This window comes from Fundicoccus ignavus (genome assembly GCF_009659375.1).
In the GTDB taxonomy this organism is placed as follows: Bacteria; Bacillota; Bacilli; order Lactobacillales; family Aerococcaceae; genus Fundicoccus; species Fundicoccus ignavus.
The window spans coordinates 38,432-46,511 of record NZ_WJQT01000019.1 but is presented as its reverse complement, the minus strand read 5'-3'; the positions used below and the strand labels follow the sequence as shown (position 1 = coordinate 46,511).

The 8,080-nt window shown below is 33.9% G+C and carries 6 protein-coding genes; all 6 read right to left on the bottom strand.

From position 1 onward, the window contains the following. Positions 1-294: 294 nt before the first annotated feature. A complete protein-coding gene (locus GF867_RS10945; protein WP_153833151.1) occupies positions 295-3,576 on the bottom strand; it encodes a G5 domain-containing protein in 3,282 nt (1,093 codons plus the stop codon). Between the two features lie 295 nt (positions 3,577-3,871). Beyond that, positions 3,872-4,732, bottom strand: coding sequence for an Rgg/GadR/MutR family transcriptional regulator (locus GF867_RS10940; protein WP_153833150.1), 861 nt, complete (start codon positions 4,730-4,732; stop codon positions 3,872-3,874). Further along, a complete protein-coding gene (locus tag GF867_RS10935; protein WP_153833149.1) occupies positions 4,725-5,603 on the bottom strand; it encodes a helix-turn-helix domain-containing protein in 879 nt (292 codons plus the stop codon). The genes GF867_RS10940 and GF867_RS10935 overlap by 8 nt, the downstream gene beginning before the upstream one ends. A gap of 692 nt (positions 5,604-6,295) precedes the next feature. Beyond that, positions 6,296-6,643 carry a 50S ribosomal protein L19 gene (gene rplS / locus GF867_RS10930; RefSeq protein WP_153833148.1) on the bottom strand — a complete coding sequence of 116 codons (348 nt, stop codon included), beginning with the start codon at positions 6,641-6,643 and terminating at the stop codon, positions 6,296-6,298. 153 nt (positions 6,644-6,796) lie between these two features. Further along, positions 6,797-7,525 (bottom strand): tRNA (guanosine(37)-N1)-methyltransferase TrmD, encoded by a 729-nt coding sequence (trmD, locus tag GF867_RS10925; RefSeq protein WP_153833147.1) that lies wholly within the window; start codon positions 7,523-7,525, stop codon positions 6,797-6,799. Then, a complete protein-coding gene (rimM, locus tag GF867_RS10920; RefSeq protein WP_153833146.1) occupies positions 7,515-8,042 on the bottom strand; it encodes a ribosome maturation factor RimM in 528 nt (175 codons plus the stop codon). The genes trmD and rimM overlap by 11 nt, the downstream gene beginning before the upstream one ends. Positions 8,043-8,080 lie beyond the last annotated feature (38 nt).

The following is an 8,080-nucleotide window of genomic DNA, read 5'->3' as shown; positions in this document are numbered from 1 at the left end:
ATCCTCTAATACAATATTTGGGTCTTTAATTTCGAACAATTTTGCGATACTATGTATATATGCCAAGTGAATTCTCCTTTTGATGGTTGTGGTGACTATATTATAAAGGAAATCACTGGCTTTTTTTGTACAAAAAATTAAAAAGAGTGTCAGTGAGGATTTCCTCACCAACACTCAAAATTTTAGAACCTCTTTTTGTGTTTATATGATTCGATTTTTACTCATACCATAGACCTTAGCAACAAACCGCTCCGTAATTTTCTGAGTCACATTGTTTGTATTCATTTTATGTGATTAGTATTTCCAATAAACACCTTCACGAGCACCAACATTTGATATTGTAGGTGTACTTTGTTTCAGGTCGTAGTTAAATAATTTTTTATCTGTAACAACGCCATTTGTTTTAGTAACATGGTAAATTCGTTTTAAGATTCCATTTTCTCCTTCAAAGAACTCATTTAATTCTTCCGAAAATCTTGACATATCTAATTTCCCGATGTATCCCGCTTGAATTATATCTTCTTGAATCACCTCAAAGACTTCTATCAAATCATTTTTTTCTAAAATACTATTTAAGAGTTTTTCTTCTGGAATAAAGCCATCATTATAAATATACGGTTCGTAAATATTTCCCGATTTTATATTGTGCCACAATATTGAGCCTTCAGTAGGGATTACTTCAAATTCATAATCTTTTTCGTTAAATGTAATTTTATTGTTATCATGTAGTTCACCCGAAAAAGTTTCAGTATTTATATTATCAATCATAAATTGAATTACATAAAATTGTTGTTTTGTAAGTAAAGAATATAAATATTCTCCTTTAATACGCTTTCTAGCATCTGGTTTCTGATTTTGTTCACTACTATAATAAAAATCATTGTCTAAACTATAAGTCGAACTTTCACCAGAGATAATTTCTAATATTGCATTAATTTGTTGTCTATCAAATTCAATTAAACTGAATTTTTTTGAATTATCTTTGAAATATTTATTTAGATTGGGAATTTTCACTTCAGTAATAACATTTGCTTCATCATCCGATACTCCGTGTTCAAAACGATAAGTTATCCATTCAATATTATCTGAATCAACAAAATCATTCGATACTTTATCCGTGTTACTGCCAAAAGCGACTACATGTTTTGTAGGTTTAGAGATCTGGTCTGTACTCACAAAGTTTTCTCCGATAAGCACATCTTTATAATAAATTCTCTCATATGTATCTACCGTTCTACCTAATGTTCCTTTTTCAACAACTCTGAACTCTCCAACTGCCAAATTGGGATCATCTACAATTGTTATGAAGTTTGAAAGATAATTTTCAGCTTGACCAACTGTTAGTACTGAATCTGGCTGAATGCGAGAACCAAAAATATTTACGGTGCCGTTGCTGTATTCGAGTGATTCTATTTGTTTTTCTAGTAACAACGGACTTAATTCCACCACTCTCGTTTCACCGTAAACTATAGTTTCAGAACCAATTAATTGCTTAGAAAGTACACTGTCAATATTATTATATGAAATTTCATAAACTTTGTTTAACACAGTGTGTTTTCCTTGGTTTAAGACTATTGGTGTTGCGCTTGTAGAATCATAATTTATGATATATTCTGTTTCAATTTTAAGAACTTCATTCTCAGTATGTAGTTCTTTCCTAACAACTTCTGTACCAATTTTTCCAATTTGAATCACTTCTTTAACTGGTTCTTGTATTGTTTCACTTGAAATCAACTCTCGGTTAGCTTCTACACCTTTGTGATATGTAACTAGATAAGTGTCTCGCGCTAGACCAGTTTGACCTTGTTGAATAACAGTTTCGGATTTATCATCACCTGGATACTCTTTATATTCAGTTTCAAATTCAATTACTCGATCTAGAATTTTTGTTTCAGTCGTTACGATTGGCTTAGTTCCAACGATTTCGATATCATGAATTGCTTCCTGAGTATCTTCTTCTAAAACACTATTAGTAATATTTTCTCCCAGTTGTACTCTTTTAATCGTTTTATTATTGAAACCATCTTGCCCTTGAATAAAGTCTCCCTCATCTTCATATAACTCTGCATCATAACGTTTGATAAGGCCTCTTGTAATAACTTGGCTTTGCAAAATTACTTGTTTCTTACCAATAACTTCTTTTGTACCAACTCTAATAATTTTATCAGTAGGAGCAGTTAATTTATTTTCTGTAATTTCACTTACATTAGCAACCACATCATCAACCAAAGTAGTTGTATAAGCTTTAGAAAGTTCGCCTTCAATTCCTTCTTGCTCAACTTCTTCATAACCTGAGTCTAATGTATTATCGTAAATTTTGATAACGTCAAATGGAATACCATATAACTCAGTTGTTTCACTAACTACCGTTACTGATGCTGGTTTAATAACATTCTCGCGAGTGCTCTCTCTTTCCTTTTCAACATCCTTCATTTCGCCTGTTGGCTCAAGTTCAAACTCAATGTCAAAAATTGGTTCTCCATTTTCGTCTACGCCATTTTGAACTTTCTTCTCAACTATTTCCATAACTGGTACTTGTTCAGTATATTTTTCTGTATACGTTTCTGTTTCAACTACTTCAGCAACCTCGTCACGGCTTAACTCTATTCTCGACTCAGATTTGTAATAAATGTCACCAGCTACTTCTGTTACTTCTTCTCCTTCTTTACCACCGAAAATGTCTTCTTCAGATTGGATTGTTTCAAGAACTTCACCTACTGAATGTTCTCTAACAATCTCATCCTCAGGTACTTCTGGTGTTTCAGGCTCTTCAGGCAGCTCAGGTATTTCTGGCACTTCCGGTACTTCTGGTACTTCAGGCACCTCAGGTGTTTCAGGTACTTCTGGTGTTTCTGGTACTTCAGGCACCTCAGGTGTTTCAGGTACTTCTGGTGTTTCTGGTGTTTCTGGTGTTTCTGGTAGCTCAGGTACTTCTGGAGTTTCTGGTACAACAGGTACTTCTGGCACTACAGGCGTTATCGGTACTTCTGGTCTATTAACTGTATTATTTTGATTTAAATTTTCTGGTGTCTCTGGTGCTTCTGAAACAACTTTGTTTTGATTTTCGACAAATTCAATCATTTCTTCTACATCAAAAGTTAATTCAAGTACTTCATCGGAAAAATCAATTTTAAAGTCATTCTCAAAAGCATGTTTTAAAACTTCTAAACGCACTTCTAATAATTGTCCTACTTCTAATTCAATGTTTTCAATATCTTCGACGGTTTCTACGCCTTCGTCCAATGAATTAATACGAATAAAATCTTCAATTTCAAAATTCTCTAAAAACTCTACTAATTCTTGATCTTCTTCGTTAGTTTCGTCAAATTTGTAATCGTATTCTTTAATTAAAGTAAAAATAGCTTCAATAGTATCATCTGTATTAACTACAAATAAATGGTCATCTTCGAGCACTGATTCTAAACGTTCGATTATCGCTTCTTTCTCTAATATGAGTTCAATCGTTATGTCCTCATTTGCTTGAGCTGAAACTTCTTGAGTTACATCAGTTAAGACTGGTCCTAAAAGTAAACCAGTTGCAAGAGCTGCCACCCATTTGCCCTTAACTTTTTTCATTATTTTTTTTCCTCGTAATGCATTATGATATTCTCTACGTGTCTGAAACATTTTATCCCTCCGAATTAATCTGTTATATTTAAAACTCTTTCTTTTAATACATCGCTGACTTTTATTAAGCATCACAACATCACGATTCTCATAAATATTCGTTCATACAAACATTTAATCAATCATTATATATAATAGTCGAAAGTATTCACTTTGTCAGAAAACATTGCGTAAACGCACAATCACTTATATATCAAAAAAGAGCCACTGGAATCTCTCCCAATAGCCCTATTACTTGAATTAATTACCATTCTATTTCAGTTAAGTCGTGGATTGTTTTCAATTCATCATAGCGATTTTTTAGTCGAATCGCTAAAAAATCCGATTGAACTTTTATAAGATTTCGATAGAGACGACCTATTTTGTTAAAATTCTCTGGATTAGTCTGTACAAGATTTTGATGAAGAGCTTGACTAATTGAATAGAGCCCAAATACTGTTTGAAAGCTTTTATTTATAACTAAATCACTTAATTGCTGCAACACTTGTTGAGCTTGTTCAAACTCACCCCTTCTTAAAAACTCAAAGTGAGCCTCGTCTAAAAGGATAGTTAAATTAAGATTGCGTTCCAAATATAATGAATCCGCAGCCCTATTGTAAACACGCTTGACGACCATTTGTATGATCGAACTTTCAACTTTATCGATGATAAATGTAAATAAATACATTTCTTTATAGTCCCATTGTTCAACTTTAGACAAATAATCATACAATTTCTTTACCTGTTGTGATGCAATTTCACCACCGATTTTCAGTCTAATTCGAATTGCCATCATGCCATGGGTGTCATATTCTCGTTTGGATACTGAACTAAATTCGTCGGCTAAATCAGCCATTGCTTGCAGATCGCCTGAGTCCAACACTCTTGCCATCCGTACTTTATCCTCGTTGGTCAGAAAAATAACCTGATCAAATAGACCTACTTCTCTAAAATTCAAGTCTAATCTATCGATCATATAGATTAATTTATCTGCTGAGAGCGTTTGATTTTTTTTAATAAATCTTGAATAAGATGAATGTGAAATATAGTCGCCACAAATCTCCTGCATGGATAAACCATTTTTCTTGCGATATTCTTCAATAAGACTCCGATAATCTTTAAGCATAAAGCTCCCCCTCACTCTTGAGATGGATGCCTAGCTTGTGACAAATTCTAGTTAAGTCTCGAGCGTCTATTTCTAAGTATAAATCTAGATAGAATTCTCTCAAGTTCTCCAAGTTTTCGATCGCGGTTTGTCTATCTCCTGAGAAATATAGATGAAAATTCATATACTTTTCTCGTTGAAGTTTCCAGCCCAAATCTGTCGCATCAAGATTATGATCAATTATGATTGAATAATAAGTGCTTGCTAAAGCATCTTTATTTGCTAGTAGTGCTTTGACATACATAGCGCCTGCAAGAAAATAAAATGTCTCCATACGTACGATTTCTTTTTTTAGATTCATATTTTGCAATTGAGGTGCAATGATTTTTTCTGCTTCTTCCAGTGATATGAAGTCAAGTAAGAGTACAAAAGCAAAGTAATCATTATCCGAAAAAGTATGTATCGCAGTAAATTCTTTGATAATTTCTAATGATAATTTCGTTTTATTGCCTTTATTAGCCATTCCTTTATTCAATGCTCGTGCGACTTTCAGAAATCTCTCCTCAAAAACAGACAGCCTACTTGTTTTTTCTTTAGTTTGATACTCACTAATTAGATCCTGAATTAATTTAACTTCGCGACTATACTTTGCATGATTTAAAATCGCATAGTCGTGTTTAAGTTTAAAAAAACCTTGATAATCTTGTAAAAACATCGCTAGCGTCATATGTAAACGGCCAACTAATTTTACAAATGAATCAGAGGCGATGTTGCTCTTTCCTCTCACAAAGCGATGATAAGTTGAGTGTGACATTATCCCTTCGCATAAGGAGTCTATCGTAATATTTCGGTTGCTCCGTATTTGTTCTATCACTTCTCCTAAATTCTCCAAAGGCATCATCCCTTCCTTCACAACAGTCGTTTAATTTTGTTAAATATATATAACAATTTTAACATAACATACGGATATATATAAAGGTATTTGGTGGGAAAGTAGCATATTGATTTCATTTGTTATTCACATTATAAATATATTATCATTTAATTTGGATTGTCGTAGGAATTTATCAAAATGAACATTAACTTTAAGCGAAATTGAATGCTCTTGTCCAGATTGTTTATTGTATCAAATGTCCTGCCAACAGCTGTTATTCACGCAAGATATTGCTGTTTATGCTTATATAGTGCTTGTTTAGAGGTTGAAGTGACGTGTTGGGTGCTGACTGTGAGGATGAGATAAATTGATTTATTACTTGAGAAGTCGTAAGTTTTTTAGCCCCTTATTACAATTTAATTTACACCCTCTTTTAGCTCCATAAAAATATTCTTCTAATCCAAATGGAAATAGCGTTTATATAAAACCACAAAATCGCGATTCCCTAGGCCAGGTGAATCACGATCCTTTGTTAATCATTAGGTTCAAAAATATATTTTAACGTAAACAAAAAAGCTAGGATCAGCTCAAGAGAGCATTTCCTATCTATTTTGGTATTCAAAATGGTATTCAAAAGCGTATTCAAATAAAAAAAAGAACAAGCCAGAATCCGCTTGTGACGGTTTTCTAGCTTGTTTTTCTTGAGATAATTATCTTCCGCGTTCTTTAATTCTAGCAGCTTTACCAGAAAGAGCACGAATGTAGTATAATTTAGCACGACGTACTTTACCTTTACGTACAACTTCTAATTTAGCAACACGTGGAGTATGTACAGGGAATGTACGTTCTACACCTACGCCGTTAGAAATTTTACGAACAGTATAAGATTCGCTGATACCAGCACCACGACGTTTAATTACTAAACCTTCGAATAATTGGATACGTTCACGTTCGCCTTCCACGATCATTGCGTGTACACGAACTGTATCTCCAGGGCGGAAATCAGGAACATCGTTACGTAACTGAGCTGAAGTAATTTGATCAATTAATTTACTCATGTTTTTTTCTCCTTTCAACAAACATTCTTAAATAGATCTGCCTATTTAGCGGAATATCGTTAATTAAGGGTCTCTCGACCACTTTTACTATTATACTAGAATATTTTTACTTGTAAAGGTTTTTTACTTGATTTTTTCAAAATACTTATTAATTTATTCTGATGTTTCTTTTTTGATAGATTCTAACCATTGTAGCTCTTCTGGAGCCAAATCAGCCTTTTCCAATAAGTCTGGTCGACGCTCCCAAGTTCTACGAATTGCTTCACGTCGTTTCCAAATTTCTATATTCTCATGATGTCCACTTAAAAGAACTTCAGGAACTTCTTGACCACGAAATTCACGTGGTCGTGTATATTGGGGCTGCTCTAATAGATTATTCTGGTGGGATTCATTGACAATTGAATCTGCATTACCAACTACTTCAGGTATTAAACGCACCGTCGCATCAACCATCACCATCGTTGGTAACTCACCATTTGTTAAAACATAATCACCTAAAGAAACTTCATCCGTCACATAACTACGGACTCTCTCGTCAAACCCTTCATAATGACCACAAATAAACACTAATTGTGAAGCAGATGACCACTCTTGAGCAATTTCTTGAGAAAAAGGCACACCTGTAGGATCCATTAAAATAATACGGGCATCTTCTGCTGGTTGAATCGATTCGAGTGTTTGAACAATTGGCTGTACTTGTAACAACATACCCGCGCCTCCGCCATATGGATAATCATCAACATGACCGTGTTTATTCACCGCAAACTGACGGAAATCATGCGTTTGAAATTCAATGATGCCCTTCTCTTGAGCTGATCCCATTAAAGATTGGTTCATTGGACCAAACATATCAGGAAAGAGGGTCAACACATCAATCTTCATCGTCAATCAATCCTTCCATTAATTCAACCAACACTTCACCTTTAGTTAAATCAACTTCTTTTACCACATCTTCAATATAAGGAATTAAAGCGTCCTTTTTCTTAGCTTCACGACGCTTCACTACCCAGACATCGTTTGAACCTAAACTTAGAATTTCTTTGATTGTCCCCAAATCTTTTCCTTCAGTTGTTACTACATCTAAACCTACAATCTGATGTTGATAAAATTCATCCTCAGGTAATGCTTGTTGTTCTTTTCCATCAATCACTAACCAACCACCCTTGAAATGTTCAATTTGGTTGATGTTATGGTATTCTTCAAATCCCATTATGTAAGTACCTTTATGTAATTGAGAAGATGCGATGGTTACTTCATCTAATAATTGATCATCTTTTACAACGCTAACTTTTTGTCCTACTTTAAATCTTTCTTCTTCAAAGTCAGTTTCTGAAATTACTTTAATTTGGCCACGTACTCCAAATGTATTAACGATACGCGCAATGCGAACTTCTTTCATATATGTATGCCTCACTTTTTTCAAATTCCTTCCTAGTA